Source organism: Pseudaeromonas paramecii, assembly GCF_039540575.1.
Classification (GTDB): Bacteria; Pseudomonadota; Gammaproteobacteria; order Enterobacterales; family Aeromonadaceae; genus Pseudaeromonas; species Pseudaeromonas paramecii.
Window position 1 is genome coordinate 26,532 of sequence record NZ_BAABFC010000003.1, and the last position, 25,347, is coordinate 51,878.

A 25,347-nucleotide genomic window follows, 5' to 3' on the forward strand; every position below is an offset into this window, starting at 1 on the left:
TGGCCGCGGCTCGGCTGACGCCAGGGTCCGCCTTGGGTATACTGGCCACTCCTTAAGCCAGAACAGAAGAAGCCCTATGATCCATAGCATGACCGCCTACGCCCGCCGTGAATTCAAGGGCGACTGGGGCACCGCCGTCTGGGAGATCCGCTCGGTCAACCAGCGCTATCTGGAAACCTATCTGCGCCTGCCGGAACAATTCCGCGGCCTGGAACCCCTGCTGCGCGAGCGCTTCCGCGCCAGCCTGGAGCGGGGCAAGGTGGAATGCGGCCTGCGCTTCGAAGGCCCCACCGACCAGGCCCAGCTGCATGTCAACGAGGCCCTGGCCGAACAGCTGATCGACAGCGCCCTCTGGGTCATAGACCGCGCCGGCCAAGGCCAGCTCAACCCGCTGGACGTGCTGCGCTGGCCCGGCGTCATGGCCGCCCAGGAGCAGGACATGGACGCCCTCACCCAGACCCTGCTGTCCGGCTTCGATCAGGTGCTGCAGGAGTTCATCGTCGCCCGCCAGTCCGAGGGCGAGAAGCTCAAGGCGCTGATCGAACAGCGGCTGGAAGGCATCCAGGTGGAAGTGGCCAAGGTGCGGGAGCAGATGCCCGCGGTCATCGCCTGGCAACGCCAACGCCTGCTGGACAAGCTGGCCGACGCCAACATAGAGCTGGAGTCCGGCCGCCTGGAGCAGGAGCTGCTGCTGATGGCCCAGCGCATCGATGTGGCCGAAGAGCTGGACCGCCTCGAGACCCACATCGGCGAGACCCACAAGATCCTGAAAAAAGGCGGCGCCTGCGGCCGTCGACTGGACTTCATGATGCAGGAGTTCAACCGCGAGTCGAACACGCTGGCCTCCAAGTCCATCAACGCCGAGGTCACCCAGTCCGCGGTGGAGCTCAAGGTGCTGATCGAGCAGATGCGCGAGCAAATTCAGAACATCGAATAAGCCGGTTTCTCGCCGCCGCCGATGGCATAAAAAACGCCCCGCACTGCGGGGCGTTTTTTCTTCCGTCGCAGACCACTCTGTCACTCCGGCCGGGAGGGCTGGCTGCGCAGCCAGAGATCGGCGTATTTGACGAAGGTGGAGTGGGCGGAGAGCAGGCTGATCAGCAGGCCGGCGCGGCCATCCAGGAAGCCGGCCTTGAGCAGGTACATGCGGGCGAAGCAGCCCAGGGCATGACCGAAGCCGGCCAGCAGGCTGGTGCGCTTGCCCCGGGCGGCGCGGCCATCGGCCCAGGCCTTGGCGTAGCGGGCCGACTTGCTCAGGTAGTGCTCCAGATCCCGGTAGGGATAGTGCAGCAGATCCCCGTCCAGGGGCTGCACCCGCATGTCAGCGCTCACTTCCACCTTCTCGTGCACCAGGGCGTCGTTGTAGCGGGTGAGGCCGGTGGGATAGAGGCGCAGCACCCGGTCCGGGTACCAGCCGCAGTGACGGATATGCCGGCCGAACAGCCAGTTCAGCCGCGGCACGCTGTAGACGGTACGGCCCACCGGCTGGGCCACCACGGCCTCTATGCTGGCCCGCAGCGCCGGCGTCACCCGCTCGTCGGCATCCAGCCAGAGGCACCAGTCGGAGCGGACCCTCGCCTGGGCCAGCTGGCGCTGGCGACCGTAGCCGGGCCATACCGGCTCCACGGCATACTGGGCACCGAATTCGGCGGCGATGGCGGCGGTACTATCCGTGCTGCCGGAGTCGAGGATGACGATCTCGTCCACCCAATCCCGCACGCTGGCCAGACAGGCGGCCAGGTTGGCCTCTTCGTTGTGCACGATCAGGACGGCGGCCAGGCTCATTGGGCTTCTCCTTTGGGTTGCGCCAGCAGGCGATCGCAGGCGGCCAGCACGGCGTCCACCGGCAGCTGGCTCATGGCATCAGGATCCTTGAGGCGGCTGCGCCAGGGCAGCTCGGCCAGCGGCCGGCCGGTCTGGGCCTCGATCAGGGGTTGGTAAACGCTCACCACCTCCCCCAGGTTGCGATAGGGCCCGGTGCGAGCGGGATTGTGGTGGGCATAGAGCCCCAGGGCCGGGGTGCCGGCGGCGGTGGCCATGTGCAACGGGCCGGAGTCGGGGCCGGCCACCAGGCGGGCCCGGGCGATGAGCGCCTGCAGCTGCTTGAGACGGGTCTGCCCGACGAGGTTGACGAGGGGCGCCGGGCAGGCCGCCTGGATGGCCTCGGCCAGCGCCTTCTCCCGCGGCGCGGGACCGCCGCACAACACCACCTGCAGCCCCCGCGCCACCGCATGCTCGGCCAGGGCGGCATAGCCGGCCACGGTCCAGTCCTTGTACGCCTTGCTGGACGCGGGACACAGCAGCAGGGTGGGCTGCTCTCCCAGGGTGCGGGCCGCCCAGTCGGCATCGGACTGGCTGACCGGAATGTGCCAGCCGGGGGTCAGATCCGTCACCCCCAGCTCGGCGGCGAAGGCCAGGAAGCCATCCAGCACGTGGGGGCTGGCCGGTGACGGCACCTTGTGGTTGGTAAACAGCCACTGACCGTCGGAGGCCCGCGCCCGGTCGAAGCCGAGCCGGTAGCGGGCACGGATGCCGAGGCTCAGCAGGCTGGCCCGCAGGGCCGATTGCAGGTGCAACAGGGCATCGAAGCGCTGGCCGGCCAGCTGGCGCCAGACCTGACGATAACCGGCCCAGCCGGCGCCCTTGTCGAAGGGGATCACGGTGACGCCGGGCAGATCCCCCAGCAGCTGGGCCTCCACCTTGCCCATGATCCAGGTGATGCGGGTGCTGGGCCACTGGCGCTGGAGCGCCTGCACCAGGGCGACGGCATGGCAGCAATCACCGATGGCCGACAGGCGCAGCAGGCACAAGGAAGCGGGAGGAGATGAAAACAGGGCCATGGCGGGTCAGGTCAGACAGGAAGGTGCACGCATTATGCAAAGTCATCGGCGGATTGTAAAATGAGCCCCTTTGCAGCCCAGAGAACGCCACCATGTCTCTTCTCGTTCAACGGCAGGGCCAGAGCCTGTGCTGGTTTGATACCGACTTCTTTGCCCAGCCCGACGCCAGGGTGTTTACCCCCGCCTACTGGCAACAGGGGGACAGGGTGGATGGCCAGTCCCTGGGGCGGGGAGTCACCTGGTTTGTGCACACGGAACGCCACGCCCTGGTGCTGCGCCACTATTGGCGCGGGGGGCTGGTGGGCCGCTGGATCCGCGACCGCTTCCTCTATCTGGGGGCGGCCCGCAGCCGGGCCATGGCGGAGTTCAGCCTGTTGCGCCAGCTGGCCTTGGCCGGGGTGGCGGTGCCTCGCCCCGCGGCCGCCAGGCTGGTGCGCCATGGTCTCACCTATCGGGCCGACATACTGGTGGAGCGCATCGCCGGGGCGCGGGATCTGGTGGCGCTGCTGCAGGAGCGCCCCCTGGGGGCCAAGGAGTGGCGCCAGGTCGGCACCGCCATCGCCCGCCTGCACGAGGCCGGCGGCTATCACAGCGATCTCAACAGCCACAATCTGCTGCTGGATGAGGGGGGCAAGGTCTGGATCATCGATCTGGACAAGGGCGGCCTGCGCCGCCCCGGTGCCTGGCAACAGGCCAACCTGGCCCGTCTGCTGCGCTCCCTGCGCAAGGAGGCCGCCCGCCTGACCCCCTTCCACTGGCAGGAGACCGACTGGGCCGACCTGCTGGCCGGCTACACGGTCGCCTCGGCCTGAAGCCGGGTCAGCAGCGGCGCCAGATGCCCCAGGGTGCGGGCGAGCGCCCCCTGGTTGGCAGCCACCACATCGAAGGCGGCGGTGCCCATGGCCTGGCGGGCCGCCTCATCCTGCCATAGCGCCAGCACCAGGGCCGGCAGGGCCGAGGCCTCCTCCACTATCTGGGCGCCGCCACAGTCCACCAGCTGACGGGTGATGTCCTGAAAGTTGAAGTAGTGGGGGCCGATAAGACAGGGCTTGCCCAATGCCGCCGGCTCCAGCAGGTTGTGCCCGCCCACCGGCACCAGGCTGCCCCCCATGAAGGCCACGTCCGCCAGCTGCAACAGCAGGGGCATCTCCCCCATGGTGTCCCCCAGGTAGATTTGGGTATTGGGCGCTATGTCCTCCCCCAGGCTGCGCCGGGCGAGAGCGAAGCCCTCACGCTGACACAGCGCCGCCACCGCATCGAAGCGCTGGGGATGGCGCGGCACCAGCACCAGCAGGGCATCCGGTCTGTGTTGCAACAGGGTGGCAAAGGCCGCCAGCAGGGGCTCGTCCTCCCCCTGGTGGGTGCTGGCGGCGATCAGCACGGGCCGGCCGCCCAGCCCTTGGTGCAGGGCCTGGCCCTGGGCCACCAGGGCCTCGTCCAGCTGGATATCGAACTTGAGGGAGCCGGTGACCGCCAGGCGCCCCTCGTCGATCCCCAGGCGGGCAAAGCGCGCGGCATCATCCCGGTACTGGCACAGCAGGGGGTTGATCACCCGGGTCAGGCGGGCAAACAGCCGGCCAAAGCGCTGATAGCCCTGGCAGGAGCGCTCCGACAGCCGGGCATTGAGCACCGCCACCGGCACGCCCCGCCGCTCGCAGGCTGCCAGCCAGTTGGGCCACAGCTCCGTCTCCATGATCAGCAGGCCGCAGGGCCGGGTGCGCCGCAGGAAACGGGCCACGGCCCCCGGGTAGTCCAGGGGGGCATAGCGGTGGGTCACCAGATCCCCCAGCCGCGCCACCTGATCCGCGCCGGTGCGGGTGGTGGTGGTCACCAGCAGGGGCAACTGCGGATACTGCTGACGCAGGGCGCGGATGAGCGGCATGGCGGCGATGGACTCGCCGACGCTCACCGTATGGATCCACAGCGGTCGCGGCCCTGTCGCCGGCGGCACCCAACCCAGGTGTTCGGGCCAGCGGCTACCAAAGCCTGGCTTGCCCTGGCGGGGCCGATAGAGCAGCCAGAGCACCAGGGGGCTCAGCAGGTAGATGAGCAGGCAGTAGAGCCAACGGATCATCATGGCTGGGTATCCGCCTGGCTGGCCCATTGCGCCTGCCAACGGCTGACCTGCTCGAGGGTCTGGCTGCGGTAGTCCGCCTGATAGGAGAACTTGCGACTGTCGGTGGCGGCCACCAGGTTCACCAGCAGGCAGAAGGCGGCGCTGAGCCAGAAGGCCCGGGGGCCCCAGCCTGGCCGCTGCTGCAGCCGATCATCCAGGTACAGCAGCAGGGGAAACAGGGCGAAGGGGAACACCATGATCAGGTGCCAGTAGCTGAAGACGATGGGCGAGAGCACGGCGCTCACCACCACGGCCATCAGCGCCGCCAGGGCATACAGGGCCAACCACAACCGGTCCGTCACCGGCGGCTGATCGGCCGCCGGCCGCCGCCATTGCCCCTTGAGCCCCTGCCAGGTGAAGCGGTGGGCCAGCAGCACCAGTACGGCGCTGGCGGTGCCCACCCCGTAGATCAGGGCCTTCCAGCCATAGTTCAGCACCAGGCGCAGCCACTCCCAGTGGCTCACCCAGGCGAAATCGCCGCCATTGACCAGCTTGTTGGAGAACAGCCAGGTGCCGTAGCGCAACCAGTAGCTGATGGCCTTGAGCACCGGATAGACATGCACGCCACCCCAGCCGATGTAGCGGGCCCGGGCCTCGGGATCCGTGTTCTGTGCTATCTCCGGTGCCGACAGCAGGGTCTGCAGATAGGGCAGCAGGGAGAGCAGCAGCAGCCCCAGGGCCAGCAGCAGCCCCCAGGGGTTGAGGTGCAGCAGCCGGCGGTAGAAGAGCACCAGGCTGATCACCGCCAGCAGCGGCCAGGAGTAGTGCAGCTGCATCGCCAGACCGATGGACAGCAGGTGCAGGGCGCTGTACAGCAGGCTGGGCCGCTGCCGCAGCTGGTAGGCGCTCCAGCAGTGCAGGGCGGCAAACAGGCACAGGTAGGCCGGGTTATACAGCAGGCTGTCATACAGGAACCAGGGGTTCAGCCAGAAGAGCACCAGCAGGATGAAGCGGCCCCGGGTGCCCAGGATGCCGTCCACCACCCGATCCAGCAGCAGGTAGCTGACCAGGCGCAGCAACAGCAGCAGGGCCATGGGGGCATAGGGTGAGTCCCACAGCAGCAGCGGCAGACCAATCAGGTAAGCAGAGAGGGAGCCGGGCACGTTGCCCACGGCGCTGGCGGCATTGCCATAGCTGAGCCAGGTGCCCTGATAGGCCCCCAGATAGCCCTTGTAGAGCATCTGGGTCTGATCCCCGGTGAGTATCTGGTGATCGGCATAGTAGAGGGCCAGCAGCAGGCCCAGCAGCCAACCGGCGTAGAACAAGACAGATTGGGCGCGGCTCACGGCGTCACGGTCTCCTGAGTGGGTTGCAGCAGTTGGCTAAGGGCCCGCCAGACCTGTTCCGGCGCCAGTTCGGTCAGGCAGCGCAGGTGCCCCAGGGGGCAGTGCCGTTTGAAGCAGGGGCGACAGCCGATGTCGGTATGCACCACGGCCACCCGCTCCCCCAGGGGCGGGGTGTAGAGGGTGGAGGTGGAGCCATACACGGCCACCAGTGGCGTCCCCACCGCGGCGCTGATGTGCATCAGCCCCGAGTCGTTGCTCACCACGGCCTGACAGGCGGCCAGCAGATCCATGGCCTCGTTGAGCTTGGTGCGCCCCGCCAGCGTCTGGCAGTGGAGCAGCGCCTCGGGGGGCAAGCCCTGGCGGATCTCGGCGGCAGCTGCCTCATCCTTGGCGGAACCAAACAGCCACACCTGGCCACCCTGGGCGATCCAGCGGCTCGCCAGGGCCGCATAATGTTCTGCCGGCCACCGCTTGGCCGGACCGAATTCGGCCCCCGGGCAAAGGCCCAGCACGGGGCGCGTCAGACTCAGGTTCAGCCGATCCACCAATTGCTGTTGCTGCAGCGCATCCACCTGCAGCCGCGGACGTGGAATGGCCGGCAGGGCGGCCGGGCCGGTCATGGCAGCCTTGCTGAAGGCCAGGGACAGGTAACGCTGCACCATCATGGGAAACAGCCGCTTGTCCGGCCGCAGATCGTTGAGCAGGCCGTAACGGCTCTCCCCCTTCCAGCCGGTGCGCCGGGGAATGCCGGCAAACCAGGGGATCAGGGCCGACTTGAGCGAGTTGGGCAGCACCAGGGCCCAGTCATAGCCTTCGGCCTTGAGGGCGCGCCCCAGCCGCCAGCGCTCGCGCAGCTTGAATTCGCCGTGGCCCAGGGGCATGGCGATGGCCTTGTCCACCTCCACCATCCGCGCCAGCAGCGGCAGGCACCAGGCCGGCGCCATCACATGGAGCTGGGCCTCGGGGTGCTGCTGTTTGAGGGCCTGATACAGGCTGTTGGACATCACCATGTCGCCGACCCAGGCCGGGCCTATGACCAGAATTTTCATGCTGTCTGTTTTCCTGCAAACGGAAGAACCTGAGTCTGCCACCACTGGGGCAGGCGCTGTGCCAACTCGGGCCACGCCAGGGCATTGATGGTCTGCGGCTGCACCGGTTGGGCGATAAAGACCTCGGCGCGGGCATGGCGCGGCCCCCAATCCGCCAGATTCTCGGCATCCGGGTTATAGAGGCCAAATACCGGCTTATCCAGACCGACGGCGATGTGCACAGTGGCGGTATCCACGGAGATCAGGGCATCGGCCCGGGCGATGAGGGCAATGGTGTCGGCGATGTGCTCGCTCTGCGGGTAGTAGGTCACCCGGCTATCGCCCCTGGCGTGGCACAAGGCGGCCACCCCTTGGCGATCCATGGGAGCATAGAGCAGACAGACGGTCACCTCGGGCAGCTCACGGGCCACTATGTCCAGCAAGCGATTGAGACTCTCGTCCGTCAGCCGACGCGCCCCACCATGGCCATAGGCATTGATGGCCAACACAGGCCCCTGGGTCGGCCACCAGGCCTCGACGGCTTGCTCGTGACGGGGCAGACGGGGGATCTGGTAGCCGGGCATGGGCGGCTTAGCCCCCAGGCGTTCGGCCAGCAGCCAGAACTTGTCGGCGAAATGACGCCCCTGGCAGAGGGCACCCAATTTCATATCCACCCGGGCCACCCCATCATCCAGCCCCGCCACATGCTGGGATTTGACCCGGCTGAGGAAGAAGAGATCCTTCATCTTCAACTGCTTGGCAAAGTGAACCAGGCACTCCACCTCCCCCAGCTGCGTTGCCAGTCGGGCCAGTTCCAGGTAGCCGGCACGTTTGGCGCAGGGGTAAACCCGATCGGCGCCGAAGTGCTCTTTGAAGAGCCAAGCCATGGCCGGCGTGGTGATCACCTCAATCTGAACATCGGGACGACTGGCCTTGAGTGCCGCAAAGAACCAGGAGGAGACGATGGCATCCCCCAACTTGGCATCCCAGCGCACCAGTACGATGCGCCCAGGCCGCCCTTGGGTGGGAGAAGGGGGACGATCGAAGCACCAAAGGCCCAGCTGGCGCCTCGCCAGATCCCGGCCCCGCTGCAGCGGAGCCGTGAGTCGTTTGAGCCAGCGCCGCAATGACATCAGAGACCGGCCGCCGCGAACAGATCCAGGTAGCGGGTTTGCGTCGCCGCCTTGTGCTCCAGCAAGGCTTGGCTGAAGCGGCCAATGTCTGCCAGACGTTCATCGATCAGTTGCTCCAGTTCCGCCAGGGGGGCCCCTACCGGCACCATGGCCGCCTGGAAGCCCTTGACGGTGACGGCGCGGGGGTCATGGGCAATCATGATGCCAGGGATACCCTGGGAGGCGCTGATGCCGATGCCGTGCACCCGGTGGCCTATGACCAGATCGTAGCGGCCAAAGATCTCCAGGTAATCCTTGGAGTCGAAGGAGTAGCGCAGGGTCTGGCCCGGGAAGTCCTGCGGGAAGGGCGACAGCTCATCTATGTAGTGGGCAACGAACTCAATCTCGTAACTATCCCCGTAGCGCGCCAGTATGTGGCGATAGATCTGCATCAGATAATCGTGAGTGTGCTCAGAAACATTGTTGCAGGCCACCGCCGACTTGGTGCCATAGATGAGGCCGATGCGTTTGACTTCCTTGACCTGCTGCTGGGTCGGGCTGGAGAAGAGGGCCGGGCACGGCAGCTGATGCACCGGCAGGGGCTGCAGGCTCTCCTTGGTATCTGTATCACGGCAGGTGATCAGCTTGGCAGCCTTGAATACCGCCTGCTCATCGGCGGTGAAATGCCGATCGTCAAAGGTGAACTTGCCGCTGGTGCCCAACCCCATAAACAGGGTCGGCAACTGGTATTCCCGGATGGAGCGATACAGCTTGGTCATGCGCAGACCACGCCACTCCGGCGAGCCGGCAAACACCACCATGTCGGCATAGTCCATCGGCAACCGATCCTTCACCGAGTTATCCAGGAACTTCTCCAGAAAGTCCTTGCCCAGCAGGTTGTCAATCCGCTTGATCCAGTCATGGCGACGAGCGCGCCGGATCTGGGGATTGCGGTTGTAGATGATGGGGTTGAACTCCCCCACGGCATGACGCAACAGGTTCATGCTACCCATCAGGATGAACTCATCCCCGGGGTTCCACTGACGGGTGGTGGAAAACACTATGTTCATGGGCTTGTTTGGCTTGGTCATGGGCTGCAATTCTGTATCAGTTAAAGACGCTGACGGGCTCATGCAACTGAGCCCGGGTTAAGGTACTGGTCAAGCTTATGTGCCCCGCCCGCAGACAGGGCTGGGCATCACGCCTTGCCGTTGAGCCAGGCCATGTATTCCGCCACCCCTTCGGCCACGGTGCGGAACTGCACATCACAGCCGGCGGCCCGCAACTGGGTCAAGTCCGCCTGGGTGAAGCTCTGATAGCGGCCCTTGAGGTGATCCGGGAAGGGGATGAACTCCACCTGGCCCCGACCATGGTGCTCAATCACGGCGTTGGCCACGTTGAGGAAGGGCTCGGCCCGGCCGGTGCCGCAGTTGTAGATGCCGCTCTTGCCGCGATGTTGCCAGAACCAGAGGGCCACCTTGCAGACATCCTCCACGTAGACGAAGTCGCGGGTCTGACCGCCATCGGGGAAACCGTCACAGCCTTCGAACAGCTTGGGATTCTCGCCGGCCTTCATCTGGTTGTTGAGGTGAAAGGCCACGCTGGCCATGCTGCCCTTGTGCTGCTCCCGCGGACCATAGACGTTGAAGTACTTGAGGCCGACGATCTGGGTGTTGGTCTGCGGCAGGATGCGGCGCACGTACTCGTCAAACAGGAACTTGGAGTAACCGTAGACATTCAGCGGCTGCTCGAACTGGCGATCCTCGATGAAGTTGTCGTTGCGGCCGCCATAGGTGGCGGCGGAGGAGGCATAGATCAGCGGAATGCCGCGCTCCAGGCAGAAATAGAGCAGGTCCTTGGAGTACTCGTAGTTCACCTCCATGACGAACTTGCCGTTCCATTCGGTGGTGGCGGAGCAGGCACCCTGGTGGAAAATCACCTCGATCTCGTCCCACTCCTCGAAGGGGTCGCCGGAGACGACACGGGCGATGAACTCGTCCTTGTCCAGGTAGTCGGCGATGTCCAGATCCACCAGGTTGGCAAACTTGGTGCCATCGGTGAGATCGTCCACCACCACTATGTCCTTACGACCTTGTTGGTTGAGCAGTTTGACCAGATTGCTGCCGATAAAACCGGCACCGCCAGTGACGATGATCATAGTGTTGAAGCCTCGCGTAGGGGGCCGCCCGCAGGCGGTCAAGGGGGATGGGCCGCGTGCCGGCCGCTTCAATTTAGTGGCCGAAAGTGTATCACAGTTACAGGGTGAACATATCCCGCGAGGCAGGGCCGACTAACTGTGGTATACAGGCAGCGAAAGGAGGAGCAAGCATGCGCATAAAAACCAGGGATAGAATCGTGCTGGCGGCAGTGGAACTGTTCAACCGGGATGGGGAACAGAACGTCACCACCAACCACATTGCGGCCCACCTGGGCATCAGCCCAGGCAACCTCTACTACCACTTTCGCAACAAGGAAGATGTCATCCGGGCCATCTTCGGCCTGTATGCCGAGGATCTGGCCAGCCACATGGCGCCACCGTCACCTGACGAGGGGGATAGCCTGCGCACCAGCATCCGCTATCTGGATGGTGTGCTGCACATCATGTGGCGCTATCGCTTCATCTACGAAAACCTGCCGGATCTGCTGGGGCGGGATGCCCAGTTGCGGGAGGACTACAAGCAGGTGCAACGGCTGGTGTTCAACACCCTGCAGGACCACCTGCGGGGCTTGCAGGCGGCGAGCATCCTGCTGGCGGATGAGCAACAGCTGGCCATGTTGTCCCATCTGTTCAAGCAGCTGGCGATGTTCTGGATCCCCTATCAGCTCACCCTGCATCCCCAGGAACCCATCACCCAGCGCCGGCTACGCGGCCTGATCCCCCAGCTGCTGTTTCTGTTCCGGCCCTATATCGCCCAGCCCCATCTGGCGGAGCTGGATGAGATAGGTCGCTATTTTTCCCAGCAGGACGCCACTTAGCGGCGCGGCGCGGCTACCGACTGACGCACCACCAGCTCCGGCTTGACGGTGAGGGACTCGGTGGCCAGCTCCTTGTTGCGGATCCGGGCCATCAGCAGTTCCACCGCCGTCTTGCCCAGCTCGGCCTTGGGGTGGTTGATGGTGGTCAAGGGCGGGCTGGTGAAGCGCGCCAGCTCCGTATCGTCGTAGCCCATGATGGACAGGTCATCCGGCACCTTGACGCCGGCCAGGTGAGCGGCACACAGGGCCCCCATGGCCATGGGATCGTCAAAGGCGAACACGGCGGTGGGTCGCTGGGGCAGCGCCAAGATCTGCTGCATGGCGTCGAAACCGCTCTGGCTTTCGTAATCCCCCTCGAAGATGAGGTCGTCAGCCAGACTCAGATCCAGTTCGGCCAGGGCATCCCGCACGCCATCCAGCCGCAGCTGAGTGGTGGCCTTGTGCAGCTGGCCACTGATGCAGGCGATGTGGCGGTGGCCCATCTGCAGCAGATAACGTGCCGCCAGATAGGCACCATTGCGGGCGTTGTCGTTGATGACGTTGGCAAAGTCGCTGCTGCCACCCCAGTCCATCACCACCTGGGGCACATGCTGATAGCTACGCATCAGCTCCTGGATGGCCTCATCCAGATCGGTACACATCACCAGCAGGCCATCCACCCGCTTCTCCATCAGCATGCGCAGATAGTGGCGCTGGCGTTCAAACTGGTTCTCGGTATTGCACAGGATCAGGCTGTAACCCTGGCTGAAGGCATAGTCTTCCACCCCCTTGACCACTTCGGCAAAGAAGGGATTGGTGCTGGCGGTGACCAACAGGCCCAGGGTGCGGGTACGGTTGACCTTGAGGCTGCGAGCCACCGAGTTGGGCGCATAGTTGAGGGCGCTGACGGCTTCGAGCACGTTGCGGGTGGCCTCCTCGCTGACGCGGCGGGTATGATTGAGCACATGGGAGACGGTGGAGATGGAGACTCCGGCCCGGGCCGCTACGTCTTTAATGGTTGCCATCGCAGTTCAACTCTCTAGCCATTCAAGAAAAGTCGCTAAATCTAGCAGAAAACCCTCCGCCTTTCCGAGAGTTCCTTCTCAGCTTTCTCATTCGCTGGCCCAACCGCCCCCTTGGGGATGAAACTTCGCCAGCGGTGCCAATTGAAGGTGTTTTCCTCCGACCTTAGGGTGGCGATAAAATCAACGCCGCCACAGGATAAAACACCAGCTTTAGTTGATTTTGTTTTATAAAAATCCGACCAAGATCGGTTTTTGTTGGTTTTATCAACTGACTTTGTCGCGAATGTCAGTGACATAACAAGCTAAGAATATGAAAAATAAGAGAAAATTTTTATCCTTCGCTCTTGTTTGCCATCGTCGCCGATGATAGAAAAAACTCCATCCCACGCGCTGGGGCAGGATCCGCCTGTCAGCCGTGAGGAAACACTATAAATATAGAGGGAAGAGACATGAGTAAATGGACAAAGCAAACCCTGGGGGCCGCAGTGGCCTTCGCCCTGGTTGGTCTGGCCGCCCAAGCCCAGGCCGCCGACACCATCAAGATCGCCATCGCCGGCCCGCAGACCGGCCCGGTTGCCCAATACGGTGACATGGAGTTCATCGGCGGCTTCATGGCGGCCGAGCAGTTCAACAAGGCGGGCGGCATCGCTGGCAAGCAGGTGGAAGCCATCGCCTACGATGACGCCTGTGATCCCAAGCAAGCCGTGGCCGTGGCCAACAAGATCGTCAACGACGGTATCAAGTTCGTGGTGGGCCACCTGTGCTCCGACAGCACACTGCCCTCCTCCGACGTCTATGAAGACGAAGGCATCCTGATGATCACCCCCGCCTCCACCAGCCCCAAGGTGACCGAGCGCGGCTATAACCTGACCATGCGCACCATTGGTCTGGACAGCGACCAGGGCCCCACCGCCGCCGCCTACATCATCGATCAGGTGAAGCCCAAGGCCGTGGCCGTGCTGCACGACAAGAAGCAATACGGTGAAGGCATCGCCACCAGCGTGGAAAAGAAGCTGAAGGAAGCCGGCGTCAAGGTGGTGGCCTTCGAAGGGATCACCGCCGGTGACAAGGACTTCTCCGCCCTGATCGCCAAGCTGCAGAAGCTGAATGTGGACTTCGTCTACTACGGCGGCTACCACCCGGAACTGGGTCTGCTGCTGCGTCAGTCCGCAGAGAAGGGCTTCAAGGCCACCTACATGGGCCCGGAAGGCGTGGGTAACAAGGACATCTCCGCCATCGCCGGCCCGGCCTCCGAAGGCCTGCTGGTGACCCTGCCCAAGAAGTACGATCTGGATCCGGCCAACGCCGATCTGGTCGCCGCCTTCAAGGCCAAGAACCAGGACTCCTCCGGCCCGTTCGTCTGGACCACCTATGCCGCCATGCAGGCCCTGAAGGCTGGTATCGAGCAGGCCGGTGAAGATCCGGAAGCCGTGGCAACCGCCCTGCGCGCCAAGCCGGTGGACACCGTCATGGGCCCGCTGCAATGGAGCGCCACCGGTGACCTGAAGGGCTTCGAGTTCGGTGTGTTCAAGTGGCACGCCGACGGCTCCTCCACCCAGCTCAAGTAACCATCACAGAGGCATTAGCCTAAAGGGGCGGCATGGACCGCCCCTTTGCTATATCGCCGGTGTCCATCCGGGCACGGCCCCATTAAGGGCCAACAGGAATACAAGTGTATGTCTGAACACCTTTTTTACTTTATCCAGCAGCTGTTCAATGGCCTGACCATTGGCAGCACCTATGCGTTGATCGCCATCGGCTACACCATGGTCTATGGCATCATCGGCATGATTAACTTCGCCCATGGCGAGGTCTACATGATCGGCTCCTACGTGGCCTTCATGGTGATGGCGGCCCTGATGATGATGGGCATCGACAGCAGCGTGCTGCTGATGGGCTCGGCCTTCATCGCCAGTATCGTCATCACCAGCACCTATGGCTGGACCATAGAGCGGGTGGCCTACCGGCCGCTGCGGGGTGGCAATCGCCTGATCCCCCTGATCTCCGCCATCGGTATGTCCATCTTCCTGCAGAACCTGGTGCGGCTGGAGCAGGGCTCCCGGGACGTGGCCATCCCCGCCCTGGTCTCCGGCGGCTGGCAGTTTGGCGTGGATAACTTCAGCGCCAGCCTCTCCTACATGCAGCTCATCATCTTCGTGGTGACCTTCGTGAGCATGACGGGCCTGACCCTGTTCATCTCCCGTTCTCGCATGGGCCGCGCCTGTCGCGCCTGTGCCGAGGACATCAAGATGGCCAACCTGCTGGGTATCGACACCAATGCCGTCATCGCCATCACCTTCGTCATCGGTGCCGCCCTGGCGGCGGTGGCGGGCGTGCTGCTGGGCATGTACTACGGCGTCATCAACCCCACCATCGGCTTCATGGCCGGCCTCAAGGCCTTCATCGCCGCCGTGCTGGGAGGCATAGGTTCCATACCCGGCGCCGTGCTGGGGGGCCTGCTGCTGGGGGTGACCGAGGCCATGACCGCCGGTTACCTGAGTACCGAGTACAAGGATGTGGTCTCCTTCGGCCTGCTGATCTTCATCCTGCTGTTCATGCCCACGGGGATCCTGGGGCGTCCTGAGGTGGAGAAGGTATGATGACCAGTCTCAAGCGTGCTTTGATCGCCAGCGGGGTTTTCCTGCTGCTGGCCCTCTGGCTGTTCGGCTTCCGCCTGCAGGCGGAGGGCATCAAGCTGGTGGTGGTGAGCCAAATGGACAATGCCTGGCCCTGGCTCATCGGTGGCGTGGCCCTGGTGTTCTTCTTCCAGCTGTTCCGGGTGCATATCACCACCCACAAGGAGAAGGTGAAGGCCGGTCTGCCGGAGTGGCGCCTGCCGAGCCAGGACAAGAACCCCTGGCTGTATCGCGGCCTGGCCATCCTGGTGCTGATCGCCGCCGTGGCGGGCCCCTTCCTGGTCTCCCGCAGCGTGGTGGACCTGGCCACCCTGACCCTGATCTACATCATGCTGGGCCTGGGCCTCAACGTGGTGGTGGGCCTGGCAGGTCTGCTGGATCTGGGTTACGTGGGCTTCTACGCCGTGGGTGCCTACACCTACGCCCTGCTCAACAGCTACTTTGGCCTCTCCTTCTGGGAGTGTCTGCCCATCGCCGGCGGCATGGCGGCCCTGTTCGGTTTCCTGCTGGGCTTCCCGGTGCTGCGGTTGCGGGGCGATTACCTGGCCATCGTCACCCTGGGCTTTGGCGAGATCATCCGCATCCTGCTGAACAACCTCACCAGCCTGACCGGCGGCCCCAACGGCATCGCCAACATACCCAAGCCAACCCTGTTCGGCCTGGAGTTTGCGCGCCGGGCCAAGGAGCCGGGTAACGAGGCGTTCCACACCTTCTTCGGCATCAGCTACAACGCCGACCACAAGGTGATCTTCCTCTACCTGATGGCCCTGCTGCTGGTGCTGTTCACCCTGTTCATCATCAACCGCCTGCTGCGCATGCCCCTGGGCCGCGCCTGGGAAGCCCTGCGGGAAGACGAGATCGCCTGTCGCTCTTTGGGTCTGAACCCGACCGTGATCAAGCTGACCGCCTTCACCATAGGTGCCGGCTTCGCCGGTTTTGCCGGCAGCTTCTTCGCCGCGCGCCAGGGCTTCATCAGCCCCGAGTCCTTCGTGTTCATCGAGTCGGCCATCATACTGGCCATCGTAGTGCTCGGTGGCATGGGTTCCCAGATTGGGGTGGTGCTGGCCGCCATCATCATGACGGTGCTGCCGGAGATGGCCCGTGAGTTCAACGAGTACCGGATGGTGATGTTCGGTCTGCTGATGGTGTTCATGATGGTGTGGCGGCCCCAAGGCCTGCTGCCCATGAGCCGTCCCCATCTGGAGTTGCGTAAATGACCAAATTGCTTGAAGTCTCCGGCCTGACTATGCGCTTTGGCGGCCTGCTGGCGGTCAATGGCGTGGCGCTGGAGCTGAATGAGAAAGAGATCGTCTCCATTATCGGTCCCAACGGGGCGGGCAAGACCACCGTCTTCAACTGCCTGACCGGCTTCTATCGTCCCACCGAGGGGCAGATACTGCTGCAAGGCGAGCCCATCCAGGGCCTGCCGGGCCATCAGATCGCCCGCAAGGGGGTGGTGCGCACCTTCCAGCATGTCCGCCTGTTCAAGGAGATGACGGTGCTGGAAAACCTGCTGATCGCCCAGCATCGCCACCTGAACACCAACTTCCTGGCCGGCCTGTTGAAGACCCCGGGCTTTCGCCGGGCCGAACGCCAGGCCATGGAGCGGGCCGCCTTCTGGCTGGACAAGGTGGGGTTGACTGAGCTGGCCAACCGCGCCGCCGGCAACCTGGCCTACGGTCAGCAGCGCCACCTGGAGATCGCCCGCTGCATGTGCACCCAGCCGAAGATACTGATGCTGGATGAGCCGGCCGCCGGCCTCAACCCCAAGGAAACCGAAGAGCTCAACCGGCTCATCGGCGATCTGTGCCGTGACCATGGGGTCTCTGTGCTGCTGATCGAGCACGACATGAAGCTGGTGATGGACATCTCCGACCGCATCTACGTGGTCAATCAGGGCACGCCCCTGGCCAAGGGCACGCCGGAGCAGATCCGCACCAATCCGGATGTCATCAAGGCCTATCTGGGCGAGTCATAAGGGAGCCGACATGTTAGAAGTTAAAAACGTCTCCACCTTCTACGGCAAGATCCAGGCCTTGAATGAGGTGAGCATCGAGATCAAGCAGGGGGAAATTGTCACCCTGATCGGCGCCAACGGCGCTGGCAAGAGCACACTGCTGATGACCATCTGCGGCGAGCCCAAGCCCGCCAGCGGCCAGATCCTGTTTGAGGGGGAGGACATCACCCAGTTCTCCACCGCCCGCATCATGCGCGGTGACATCGCCATAGTGCCGGAAGGACGGCGCATCTTCAGCCGCCTGACGGTGGAAGAGAACCTGAGCATGGGCGCCTTCTTCGTGGACAAGGCGGAGGCCGAGCGACTCAAGGCCGAGGTGTTCGAGCTGTTCCCCCGCCTGAAGGAACGGGTGCATCAGCGGGCCGGCACCATGTCCGGCGGCGAGCAGCAGATGCTGGCCATCGGCCGGGCGCTGATGAGCAAGCCGCGGCTGCTGTTCCTGGACGAGCCCTCCCTGGGGCTGGCGCCCATCGTCATCCAGCAGATTTTCGACATCATAGAGCGGCTGCGGGAGAAGGGCATGACCATCTTCCTCGTCGAGCAGAACGCCAACCAGGCCCTGCGCCTGGCGGATCGCGGCTATGTGCTGGAGAACGGTCGCATCGTGCTGCAGGACACCGGGGCCAACCTGCTGGCCAACGACGGGGTACGCAACGCCTACCTGGGCGGCTAACTCCTTGTCACGAGATCCCGTCTGGCCCTTGCCAGGCGGGATCTTTTTTTTAACAATCCCAGCTTCACTTCTCGTCGCCCTTGCGAGGCCACCATGTCCCAGTTTCAACGCATCTCCACCGAACAGGCCCACACCCTGCTGCAGCAAAGCCACTGCCGCCTGGTGGACATCCGGGATCCTGCCTCCTTCGCCCAGGGCCACGCCCCCGGCGCCTTCCCCCTCAACCAGGAGAGCCTGGGGCGCTTCCTGGCCGAGGTGAGCTTCGACACCCCGGTCTTGGTGATGTGCTATCACGGCCACAGCAGCCAGGGGGCGGCGCAATACCTGGTGGGCCAGGGCTACGAGCAGGTCTACAGCGTGGACGGCGGCTTCGCCGACTGGGGCCTGCGTTTCGAGGTGGAGCGCTCATGAAGCAACTGCTGGTAGTGGAGGATGCCCGCCTGGCCCAGAGCCTGGCGGACTACCTGGCCAGCCGGGGCATTCCCTGCGAACTGACCGAGTCTGAGCTCGGCATCTCGGTCTGGCTGGTGGATGACAGCCGCACCACGGAGGCGGAGCAGGAGGTGAAGCGCTTCATCAAGGAGCCCCATCATCCCCGTTATGCCGAGGCGGCCTGGAGCAGCGAGCGCCCCCAAACCCGGGTGGATTATTCGGCGGGCCAGCACCAGTTGCTGGCGGAGCTGCTGCTGCAGGCGGGCCCGGTCACCCTGCTGGTGGCCCTGGCCTGTGTGGCGGTATTCCTACTGAGCTACATAGGCCTGCCCATGTTTGCCCTGCTGGGCTTTCACACCAGCGTCGAGCAGCTCACCAGCTGGCAGATCTGGCGCTTCCTCACTCCCACCCTGCTGCACTTCTCCGTGCTGCACCTGGTGTTCAACCTGATGTGGTGGTGGTATCTGGGGGGGCGCATCGAGCGCCGGCTGGGCTCCGGCAAGCTGCTGGTGCTGTTTTTGGTGACGGGCTGTGTGCCCAACCTGCTGCAGGCGGTGCTGGTGGGGCCGGATTTTGGCGGCCTCTCCGGCGTGGCCTACGGCCTGCTGGCCTACCTGTGGATCCTGCCCCGACGCCAGGGCTGGGCCGAGCAGCCGGTGAGCAACGGCCTGCTGGGCTTCATGCTGATCTGGCTGGTGCTGGGCTTCTTCCACCTGTTCGGCCCCAGCATGGCCAACATGGCTCACCTGGGGGGCCTGGCCATCGGCCTGCTACAGGGCTGGCTGGACAGCCGCAAGCCGCTGCCGCGCCACTGACCGAACCCAAGCGGCGAGGGCGTTCAGCTGCCGGGCCCTGAACCAACCCGGCGTGCAAGGCCCCTAGAAACTGCCATCCAGCCGCAGACCGTACTGCTTGCCGTCGGTCCAGGGGGTGAGCTGCCAGGCCGGATCCGCCTCCACCCACAGGTAGCTGAAGCCCACGCCGATGGCCGCCCCGGCCAGCACATCGCTCCAGTGGTGATCCCGGTTAGGGATACGGCTGTAGCCGGTCCAGGCGGCCAGCAGGTAGGCCGGCGCCCCCAGCTGCCAACCGTAACGCCGCTGGATGAAGGAGGCCGAGCTGAAGGCGCTGGCGGCGTGGCCACTGGGGAAGGCGTCGTCTCCGCTGCCGTTGGGCCGCTCCCGCTGGACGCCCTGCTTGAGGGCCCAGGTGGTGGCCGCCGTGCTGCCAAAGGCCAGACCAAACTGTTTGAGCCCCTGCCAATCCTGTTCATATCCCGCCAGCCCGGCGGCGGCCGCCGGCATGGCGTACTTGAGCACGTCACCGCTGCTTTGCGTGAAACCGGCCTGACTGGTCCCAGTGACCAGCCCCAACCCCAGCGCGAGCAAGCCGCGCGTCCATGATGATGTGTGCATAACGATCCTTATTCTGCGCAGAGCGAATAGCCGAGAGAAAAGACGAGGCGGCAGTGTAACAGGCCAACCTTAGGCCAGGCTTATGCGTCGCCGGCTTTCCCATGCCCATCACGCCAGTGTGCTGCCACAGATTGGGGCATTTGTCGTCAAGGTCACTTAACCACATGACAAATGGGCGTATTGATAAGGGGTGCTTCATTTGCGTATCGAGTAGGGCGGTATCCCCGCCAAAACGAACACGACAGGAGTCACCATGAGCGATATCGCCTTGACCGTCAGCATACTGTCCCTGATCGCCGTCCTGGGGTTATGGATCGGCAACTGGCGGATCTACGGGGTGGGGCTGGGCATCGGCGGCGTGCTGTTCGGCGGCCTGCTGGTGGGCCACTTCACCCATCAGTACCAACTGGAGATGAACGAGGCCACCCTGCACTTCGTGCAGGAGTTCGGCCTCATACTGTTCGTCTACACCATCGGCATCCAGGTGGGGCCGGGCTTCTTCGCCTCCCTGCGCCGTTCCGGCCTCAAGTTGAATGGCTTCGCCGCCCTGATAGTGCTGCTGGGTTGCGGGGTGGCCGTGGTCATCCACAAGCTGTTTGATGTGCCGCTGCCGGCCATCCTGGGCATCTTCTCCGGCGCCGTCACCAATACCCCCTCCCTGGGAGCCGGTCAGCAGATCCTCGGCGAGTTGGGCGCCCCCACCGGCAACATGGGGCTGGGCTACGCGGTGGCCTACCCCTTCGGCATCTGCGGCATCCTGCTGACCATGTGGCTGACCCGGCTGTTCTTCCGCATTCAGGTGGACACGGAGGCCACCGCCTTCGAGATGCAGGCCGGCCAGACCAAGGAGAGCCTGCAGACCCTCAACGTCTGCCTGCGCAACCACAACCTGGTGGGCCTGCCCCTCAAGGAGATCCCCAACCTGGACGATGGCGCCGTCATCTGCTCACGGCTCAAGCGCGGCGAGGAGCTGATGGTGCCGCGGCCGGAGACCACTCTGGAGGAGGGCGATCTGCTGCACCTGGTGGGCAACAAGGCGGCGCTGCACAAGGCCATGCTGGTGATCGGCGAGACGGTGGAGACCTCCCTCTCCACCCGGGGCACGGATCTGCGGGTGATGCGAGTGGTGGTGACCAACGAACAGGTGCTGGGCAAGCACCTGCGGGAGTTCCGCCTCAAGGAGCGCTACGACGTGGTGGTTTCCCGCCTCAACCGCGCCGGGGTCGAGCTGGTACCCACGGACCGCTCCACCCTGCAGTTTGGTGACATCCTCAACCTGGTGGGCACCCCGGACGCCATCGAGGCGGTGGCCAACCTGGTGGGCAACGCCCAGCACAAGCTGCTGCAGGTGCAGATGCTGCCGGTGTTTATCGGCATCGGCCTGGGGGTGCTGCTGGGCTCGGTGCCCTTCTACCTGCCGGGCTTTCCCGCCGCCCTCAAGCTGGGACTGGCCGGCGGCCCCCTGGTGGTGGCGCTGATCCTGGCGCGGATCGGCAGCATAGGCCGGCTCTACTGGTTCATGCCCCCCAGTGCCAACCTGGCGCTGCGGGAGTTGGGCATAGTGCTGTTCCTGGCGGTGGTGGGACTCAAGTCCGGCGGCAACTTCCTGCACACCCTGACCGATGGCGAGGGGCTGCACTGGATGGGCTACGGCGTGCTCATCACCCTGCTCCCGCTGCTGAGCGTGGCCCTGCTGGCCCGGGCCGTCGGCAAACTCAACTACCTCAGTCTGTGCGGCCTGCTGGCCGGCTCCATGACGGATCCCCCCGCCCTGGCCTTTGCCAACGCCCTGCATCCCACCAGCGATGCCTCGGCCCTCTCCTACGCCACCGTCTACCCCCTGGTGATGTTCCTGCGCATCATCACGCCGCAGCTGATGGCCCTGCTGCTCTGGGTCAGCGGCTAATCCGGCTCCCACGATCGCCATGCAAAAGGCCCGGCAACTTGCCGGGCCTTTGTCTGTCTCCCTTACACCAGGGCGCGCTTGGGTGCGGTGCGCAGGTGGGTGCTGTAGAGGGTCAGACCGGTGAAGGCCAGGCCGCCCACCAGGTTGCCCAGCGCCGTGGGGATCTCGTTCCAGATCATGTAATCCATGATGGAGAAGTCACCGCCCATGATCATGGCCGAGGGGAACAGGAACATGTTCACCACCGAATGCTCGAAGGCCATGGCGAAGAACAGCATGATGGGCATCCACATGGCGATCACCTTGCCAGAGACCGAGGTGGAGATCATGGCCCCCACCACGCCCATGGAGACCATCCAGTTGCACAGCATGCCGCGCAGGAAGATGGTCAGCCAGCCGGCGGCGCCGTATTGGGCATACCCCAGGGTGCGGGCCTCGCCGATGCCGGCGATCTTCTGCCCCACGGCGCCAGGATCGGTGGAGAAGCCATAGGTGAACACCACCGCCATCATGAGTGCCACCGTCAGGGCTCCGGCGAAGTTGCCGACAAACACCAGCCCCCAGTTGCGCAGCACCCCCTTTAGGGTCACACCCGGCCGCTTGTCCAGCCAGGCCAGGGGGGAGAGCACAAAGACGCCGGTGAGCAGGTCAAAGCCCATCAGATAGAGCATGGAGAAGCCCACCGGGAACAGCAGGGCACCGATAAGCGGCGAGCCGGTCTGCACCGCCATGGTAATGGCGAACACGGCCGCCAAGGCCAGAATGGCACCGGCCATGTAGGCGCGGATCAGGGTGTCGCGGGTGGACATGAAGATTTTGGACTCTCCAGCGTCTACCATCTTTTTCACAAAGTCGGATGGAATCAAATAGGCCATGGTCGTTCCCTCATAGGTTGCAGATCGGAGTGCAGGCCATTGCCGCTCCTTGTTTCCCTGACTGCCTGTGCGCCGGACAAAAAAAAGGCGCCTCACTCGCCACGCAATGCGCTTGGAGTGATGGACGCCATTATCCACGGGGTGACAGTTTGTCAGGGCCGGCACTGGCCCGCGTGTTTGCTCAACGTTGTTCGCTCAGGATGCAAGCTCACACCAACTCATCAATACAAATCATGTGCCAGAAATACACTTTTCATGAATTGCTTATTAATCTGTCACTTAGAAAAAACAAACCGCCAGAGAGCATGAAGCCGCCTGGCGGTTGGTGCCTTGTCTCGGCGCATCCTGCCCCATCTTGACGCACGGGTTAGTGCCCCAGGGCAAACACCGCCAGCTCGCTGCGCAAACGATCGGCCGCCTGTGCCAGCTGGTTCATGCGCTGGTGGCTGTCCCCCACCGCCTGCTGGGTGGCATCGGCCAAGCCAGCCACCTGCTCCACCTGCTGATTGATGTCCTGGGCCACCGAGGTCTGTTCCTCGGCGGCGGTGGCGATCTGTTCCACCAGGCCATTGATCCGATCCAGCAGCTCGAACAACCGGGCCATCTCCTGATCGGCCAGGGCAATCTGGGAGGCCGTCTGCTCCGTGGTCTCGTGGCTGCGGGACATGCTCACCGTCACCTGATGGGCGCTGCCCTGCAGCGTCTGTATCATGGTGCGGATCTCGCCGGTGGCGGTCTGGGTCTTCTGGGCCAGCTGGCGCACCTCGTCCGCCACCACGGCAAAGCCGCGGCCCTGCTCGCCGGCCCGGGCCGCCTCGATGGCCGCGTTCAGGGCCAGCAGATTGGTCTGATCGGCGATGCTGGTGATGGTGTCCACTATGGTGCCGATCAGCTGGCTCTCCCGCGCCAGCTGATCCACCGCTTCGTGGGCCTCGCCGATCTGACCGGTGAGGGCATTGACCGCCTGATACGCCTCGTCGTTGAGCCGGCGGTTCTCTTCCCCCTGCTGACGGGCATCCCGACTGAACTGCGCCACCTCCTGGGTGTGACGGGCCACCTCCAGGCTGGTCTGGGCCATTTCGGTCATGGCGGTGGCGATCATGTCGGCGTACTGGTGAGTCTGATTGGCCTGCTGATGGGCCTGCTGGCTCATGCCGCCCACCTCTGATGAAATCTGGGAAGAACTCTCCGCCTGCAGCCGCACCTGACCCAGCAGCAAGGAAAACTGGCTCAGCAGGCGGTTCACCGCCTGGGCGATATGGGCCAGCTCGTCTCGACCCCGCTCATCCAGCCGCAGGCTCAGATCGTTGCTTTCGGTGGCCCTGGCCAGCAGTTTCTCGATGGCCCACACCCGCCGGCTGATGAAGCGCACCAGTACCCAGCAAGCCCACAGCAAGGCCAGGGAAGAGATCACGGCCGCCAGACTGAACAGGCGATAGAGCCAGGTCTGCCGCTGTAGCAGGCGATCCATCTGACCGATGAGATCCTGACGCACCCCGTCGCCCAGCGCCTTGAGTCCACCAATCCGCTCGGTGGCGGCGGCAAACCACTGGGCCGGAGTGACCTTGGGCCAGTCGGCTTCCGGTTTGCCCTGCACGTCGCTCACCCAGGCTTCCAGTTGTTGCCATTGGGGTTGCTGGCGTTGAGCGCTCAGGGTCTGCCACAGGGCCGGGCTGGCCAGATGGTGCAACAGATCCCATTGCCGAGATTCATCGAACCGGTAGCCCTGCAACTGATCCCGCTGGGCCGGATTGATGGCCCCCTTGGCCAGCAGACCGTTCACCAGGCCCCGCACCTGGCCCGCCCGCTCCTTGAGGGTCAATAGGGCCACCAGGGCGGAGGCCTGCTGACGCAGCTCGGCCGAGGCGATGCCGCTGTTGAGCAGCGAGATGGCGTCCAGGGCCGCCTGATTGGCCGCCGAGTAGAAGGCAAAGGCACCCTGGCCCTGCAGGCTGTCGATCCGCTGGCGCTGCTGGGCCAGGCCACCGAGCTTGTCCAGCACCTCCTGACTGACCGCCTGTAACTCTTGGCTTTGGCGGTTGAGGGCAGTGAGCTTGGTCAAGCGCTCGTCCACCAACTGACGTTGGGCCAGAACCTTATCGGTACCCTGTTGGCCACCGCTGGCCAGCCAGCCGGCGGTCAGGCCCCGCTCCACCGCCAGTTGATGAGCCACCTCATCCAGGGTGGCGATGGCGTCCACCCGCCGCTGGGAGACCGCCAGCTGCTGGGCCTCCTCACGGATATCCACAATCAGGAATACTCCCACCGAGATGGCATACAGGGAGGGACATAGGATCAGAACCGAGAGCAGTGTGGTCAGGCGCACACGGCGCAACCAGGTTGCGAGCATGGGCATCTCCTTGGCGTAAATGAGGACAGAAACAACCTCAAGAATAGACGCCAAGCAGATTGATGCAGACAGATGTCAGATTTAAAACGGACTCAGACGGATGGCTTTTCAGTGGCCGCCGGTGGCGCTGCGCCGGCATCCTCGCCATGCAGGGCCAGGGCGGCCCCTTCCACCAGACAATAGGCCACCTTGCGACGGGCCCCCTTCACCAGGTTGGCGAAGGTCTGACGGGAGATCCCCATCACCTTGGCCGCCTCCTGCTGCTGCAGGCCCTGCAGATCCGCCAATCTCAAGGCCTCGAATTCGTCCTCTGCCAGCTGCAGCTGGGTCAGCCGATGGCTGGGAATGCCATTGGGCTTGAACAGAGAGAAGGGCGCGCGGGCCTGGATACAGCGGGCGATCTTGGGTCTGGGCATGGCAAATTCACATCAGGGGAGCAGGAAACCAGGCACAGCATACCCTGCCGCCCTCTTTCCCGATATATCAAACAGAAATAACCATATGGCGCCCCGTCCTGAAACAGGATGAAATAGCCGGGCGTGGAGGGGCACTTCCGCAACAAGCAACAGCTTGAACGTTTGCCGGGTCGTGACCCGGCTTTTTTTTTGTATTTTTCATCTGCTATTCTCTGCCGCCTACCCCGGTCATTAATCCACTGCGGCCCGCCTCTGGCGGACGGCG

General features: G+C 64.2%; 24 protein-coding genes. 11 read left to right on the forward strand and 13 right to left on the reverse strand.

Features of this window, described 5'->3' with window-relative positions:
* The first annotated feature begins 76 nt into the window (after window positions 1-76).
* A complete protein-coding gene (locus ABD847_RS02735; RefSeq protein WP_345009805.1) occupies window positions 77-937 on the forward strand; it encodes a YicC/YloC family endoribonuclease in 861 nt (286 codons plus the stop codon).
* Window positions 938-1,017: 80 nt separating this feature from the next.
* Here the strand turns inward: ABD847_RS02735 and ABD847_RS02740 are convergent, their stop codons facing one another.
* Both ABD847_RS02740 and ABD847_RS02745 read right to left on the reverse strand, forming a co-directional pair.
* A complete protein-coding gene (locus ABD847_RS02740; protein WP_345009807.1) occupies window positions 1,018-1,785 on the reverse strand; it encodes a glycosyltransferase family 2 protein in 768 nt (255 codons plus the stop codon).
* Entirely contained in the window at window positions 1,782-2,840 is a 1,059-nt protein-coding gene (locus tag ABD847_RS02745) for a glycosyltransferase family 9 protein (protein ID WP_345009810.1), read from the reverse strand. Before ABD847_RS02745 ends, ABD847_RS02740 begins: the two co-directional genes overlap by 4 nt.
* 92 nt (window positions 2,841-2,932) lie before the next feature.
* On the opposite strand from ABD847_RS02745, the gene ABD847_RS02750 reads away from it, so the two are divergent.
* Window positions 2,933-3,652 (forward strand): 3-deoxy-D-manno-octulosonic acid kinase, encoded by a 720-nt coding sequence (locus tag ABD847_RS02750; RefSeq protein WP_345009812.1) that lies wholly within the window; start codon window positions 2,933-2,935, stop codon window positions 3,650-3,652.
* Here the strand turns inward: ABD847_RS02750 and waaA are convergent.
* The 6 genes from waaA to rfaD form a co-directional block, all read right to left on the reverse strand.
* On the reverse strand, window positions 3,631-4,917 hold the full coding sequence (gene waaA, locus ABD847_RS02755; protein ID WP_345009814.1) for a lipid IV(A) 3-deoxy-D-manno-octulosonic acid transferase: 1,287 nt from the start codon (window positions 4,915-4,917) through the stop codon (window positions 3,631-3,633). The genes ABD847_RS02750 and waaA overlap by 22 nt on opposite strands.
* Window positions 4,914-6,242, reverse strand: coding sequence for a 3-deoxy-D-manno-octulosonic acid transferase (locus ABD847_RS02760; RefSeq protein ID WP_345009816.1), 1,329 nt, complete (start codon window positions 6,240-6,242; stop codon window positions 4,914-4,916). Before ABD847_RS02760 ends, waaA begins: the two co-directional genes overlap by 4 nt.
* Window positions 6,239-7,291, reverse strand: coding sequence for a lipopolysaccharide heptosyltransferase II (gene waaF / locus ABD847_RS02765; RefSeq protein ID WP_345009818.1), 1,053 nt, complete (start codon window positions 7,289-7,291; stop codon window positions 6,239-6,241). Before waaF ends, ABD847_RS02760 begins: the two co-directional genes overlap by 4 nt.
* Complete coding sequence (locus tag ABD847_RS02770) at window positions 7,288-8,403, reverse strand: glycosyltransferase family 9 protein (protein ID WP_345009820.1); 1,116 nt, start codon at window positions 8,401-8,403, stop codon at window positions 7,288-7,290. Before ABD847_RS02770 ends, waaF begins: the two co-directional genes overlap by 4 nt.
* On the reverse strand, window positions 8,403-9,473 hold the full coding sequence (locus ABD847_RS02775; protein WP_345009822.1) for a polysaccharide pyruvyl transferase family protein: 1,071 nt from the start codon (window positions 9,471-9,473) through the stop codon (window positions 8,403-8,405). The genes ABD847_RS02770 and ABD847_RS02775 overlap by 1 nt, the downstream gene beginning before the upstream one ends.
* 107 nt (window positions 9,474-9,580) lie before the next feature.
* Window positions 9,581-10,540 carry an ADP-glyceromanno-heptose 6-epimerase gene (gene rfaD / locus ABD847_RS02780; protein WP_345009824.1) on the reverse strand — a complete coding sequence of 320 codons (960 nt, stop codon included), beginning with the start codon at window positions 10,538-10,540 and terminating at the stop codon, window positions 9,581-9,583.
* Window positions 10,541-10,710: 170 nt separating this feature from the next.
* Here rfaD and ABD847_RS02785 point away from each other — a divergent pair, with 170 nt between their 5' ends.
* Window positions 10,711-11,358, forward strand: a complete 648-nt coding sequence (locus ABD847_RS02785) for a TetR/AcrR family transcriptional regulator (RefSeq protein ID WP_345009826.1) — start codon at window positions 10,711-10,713, stop codon at window positions 11,356-11,358.
* On the opposite strand, the gene ABD847_RS02790 is transcribed toward ABD847_RS02785, so the two are convergent.
* Window positions 11,355-12,362: a substrate-binding domain-containing protein gene (locus ABD847_RS02790; RefSeq protein ID WP_345009828.1), complete on the reverse strand. Its 1,008-nt coding sequence runs from the start codon at window positions 12,360-12,362 to the stop codon at window positions 11,355-11,357. The genes ABD847_RS02785 and ABD847_RS02790 overlap by 4 nt on opposite strands.
* A 449-nt stretch (window positions 12,363-12,811) precedes the next feature.
* On the opposite strand from ABD847_RS02790, the gene ABD847_RS02795 reads away from it, so the two are divergent.
* From ABD847_RS02795 to glpG, 7 genes are all read left to right on the forward strand, one after another.
* Window positions 12,812-13,930, forward strand: a complete 1,119-nt coding sequence (locus ABD847_RS02795) for a branched-chain amino acid ABC transporter substrate-binding protein (RefSeq protein WP_345009830.1) — start codon at window positions 12,812-12,814, stop codon at window positions 13,928-13,930.
* Window positions 13,931-14,038: 108 nt separating this feature from the next.
* Window positions 14,039-14,962, forward strand: a complete 924-nt coding sequence (gene livH, locus ABD847_RS02800) for a high-affinity branched-chain amino acid ABC transporter permease LivH (protein ID WP_345009832.1) — start codon at window positions 14,039-14,041, stop codon at window positions 14,960-14,962.
* Window positions 14,959-16,215 (forward strand): high-affinity branched-chain amino acid ABC transporter permease LivM, encoded by a 1,257-nt coding sequence (locus tag ABD847_RS02805; RefSeq protein ID WP_425568363.1) that lies wholly within the window; start codon window positions 14,959-14,961, stop codon window positions 16,213-16,215. Before livH ends, ABD847_RS02805 begins: the two co-directional genes overlap by 4 nt.
* Window positions 16,212-16,976: a high-affinity branched-chain amino acid ABC transporter ATP-binding protein LivG gene (gene livG, locus ABD847_RS02810; RefSeq protein WP_345009834.1), complete on the forward strand. Its 765-nt coding sequence runs from the start codon at window positions 16,212-16,214 to the stop codon at window positions 16,974-16,976. The genes ABD847_RS02805 and livG overlap by 4 nt, the downstream gene beginning before the upstream one ends.
* Before the next feature lie 10 nt (window positions 16,977-16,986).
* Window positions 16,987-17,688, forward strand: a complete 702-nt coding sequence (locus tag ABD847_RS02815; protein ID WP_345009836.1) for an ABC transporter ATP-binding protein — start codon at window positions 16,987-16,989, stop codon at window positions 17,686-17,688.
* Window positions 17,689-17,781: 93 nt separating this feature from the next.
* Window positions 17,782-18,099 carry a thiosulfate sulfurtransferase GlpE gene (gene glpE / locus ABD847_RS02820; RefSeq protein WP_345009838.1) on the forward strand — a complete coding sequence of 106 codons (318 nt, stop codon included), beginning with the start codon at window positions 17,782-17,784 and terminating at the stop codon, window positions 18,097-18,099.
* Entirely contained in the window at window positions 18,096-18,935 is an 840-nt protein-coding gene (gene glpG / locus ABD847_RS02825) for a rhomboid family intramembrane serine protease GlpG (RefSeq protein WP_345009840.1), read from the forward strand. Before glpE ends, glpG begins: the two co-directional genes overlap by 4 nt.
* A 63-nt stretch (window positions 18,936-18,998) precedes the next feature.
* Here glpG and ABD847_RS02830 read toward each other — a convergent pair whose 3' ends face one another.
* A complete protein-coding gene (locus ABD847_RS02830) occupies window positions 18,999-19,535 on the reverse strand; it encodes a phosphatase PAP2 family protein (RefSeq protein WP_345009842.1) in 537 nt (178 codons plus the stop codon).
* Between the two features lie 253 nt (window positions 19,536-19,788).
* On the opposite strand from ABD847_RS02830, the gene ABD847_RS02835 reads away from it, so the two are divergent.
* On the forward strand, window positions 19,789-21,441 hold the full coding sequence (locus ABD847_RS02835) for a putative transporter (protein ID WP_345009844.1): 1,653 nt from the start codon (window positions 19,789-19,791) through the stop codon (window positions 21,439-21,441).
* A 62-nt stretch (window positions 21,442-21,503) separates the two neighbouring features.
* On the opposite strand, the gene ABD847_RS02840 is transcribed toward ABD847_RS02835, so the two are convergent.
* The 3 genes from ABD847_RS02840 to ABD847_RS02850 form a co-directional block, all read right to left on the reverse strand.
* Complete coding sequence (locus ABD847_RS02840) at window positions 21,504-22,316, reverse strand: formate/nitrite transporter family protein (RefSeq protein ID WP_345009846.1); 813 nt, start codon at window positions 22,314-22,316, stop codon at window positions 21,504-21,506.
* A 367-nt stretch (window positions 22,317-22,683) separates the two neighbouring features.
* A complete protein-coding gene (locus tag ABD847_RS02845) occupies window positions 22,684-24,666 on the reverse strand; it encodes a methyl-accepting chemotaxis protein (protein ID WP_345009849.1) in 1,983 nt (660 codons plus the stop codon).
* A gap of 92 nt (window positions 24,667-24,758) precedes the next feature.
* On the reverse strand, window positions 24,759-25,082 hold the full coding sequence (locus ABD847_RS02850) for a DUF134 domain-containing protein (RefSeq protein ID WP_345009851.1): 324 nt from the start codon (window positions 25,080-25,082) through the stop codon (window positions 24,759-24,761).
* Window positions 25,083-25,347: the final 265 nt, after the last annotated feature.